The following is a 1,246-nucleotide window of genomic DNA, read 5'->3' as shown; positions in this document are numbered from 1 at the left end:
AAAAAACGCCAAACTTGATGATGTGACGCACCAGGAAACTATAATCCTTGTAGGGTGCGTCACAGAGTGATCATCTTCATAAAAAAACGCCAAACTTGATGATGTGACGCACCAGGAAACTATAATCCTTGTAGGGTGCGTCACAGAGTGATCATCTTCATAAAAAAACGCCAAACTTGATGATGTGACGCACCAGGAAAATGCCTTAGTTTATGGGCAGCTTTTTTTATTCATTATCAACAATGCCATAGGTATCTCGAATCAAATAGAGAGGTCTTCTTTTAACTTCCGCATAAATTCTGCCTAAGTATTCACCAATTACACCTAAACTAATAAGTTGAACTCCTCCCATAAATAGAATGGCTACCATTAAGGATGCGTAACCGGGAACATCAATGCCAAAAATTAAAGTTCTTACTATTAAAAATAGGGCGTAAATAAAAGCCCCAAATGATATCAATAATCCCATATAACTCCAAACTTTGAGGGGGAGGGCGCTAAAAGAGGTAATCCCTTCGATCGCCAAATTCCACAATTGCCAATAGTTCCATTTTGTCCGACCTTTATATCTCGGTAAGCGGTCATATTCTAGGGCGGTTTGTTTGAACCCTACCCACGCAAATAAACCCTTCATAAATCGATGAGTTTCGGGGAGTTTTTTTAAGGCTTCCACTACCTGACGATCCATCAATCGAAAATCTCCAGTGTCTTGGGGAATGTGAACCGGAGTCATCTTTTGCAGAAGCCGATAAAAACCATTGGCGGTTATCTGTTTCAGCCAGGTTTCTCCATGTCGCGATCGCCTTTTCGCGTAAACTACATCATAACCTTCTCGCCACTTTTCCAGCATTTCTACAATTAATTCCGGTGGGTCCTGTAGGTCAGCATCAATAGGAATGACTGCTGCACCTCTAGCATGATCTAAACCCGCTGTCAAAGCAATTTCTTTGCCGAAATTCCTTGACAAGTTAATCACTTTAATGTTATTATTGAAATGGTGGTGTTTAATAAGTTTGGCTAAGGTATCATCCTGACTGCCATCATTAACACAGATAATTTCATAGGTAATATGCAAAGGTTGAATCACAGCCAGCAACCTAGATAATAAGTAATCGAGGTTAGGTTCTTCGTTGTAGCAGGGAGCGACAATTGAGAGTTGAACTGTGGTGGGTTTTGCTGATGGTGGCAACACTGTAGAAATCAATTTATATTAACTCAAATTATATTAATAAGTGGTGCGTCAGGA

The 1,246-nt window shown here is 40.1% G+C and carries 1 protein-coding gene; it reads right to left on the bottom strand.

What is annotated here, in order from left to right; genetic code table 11:
* Window positions 1–226: 226 nt before the first annotated feature.
* Window positions 227–1,192: a glycosyltransferase family 2 protein gene (locus P5674_RS04345; RefSeq protein ID WP_006619810.1), complete on the bottom strand. Its 966-nt coding sequence runs from the start codon at window positions 1,190–1,192 to the stop codon at window positions 227–229.
* Between the last annotated feature and the right edge of the window lie 54 nt (window positions 1,193–1,246).

The sequence above is a fragment of the Limnospira sp. PMC 289.06 genome, assembly GCF_032350395.1.
Classification (GTDB): Bacteria; Cyanobacteriota; Cyanobacteriia; order Cyanobacteriales; family Microcoleaceae; genus Limnospira; species Limnospira platensis.
This window is presented reverse-complemented; position numbering and strand designations above follow the sequence as displayed.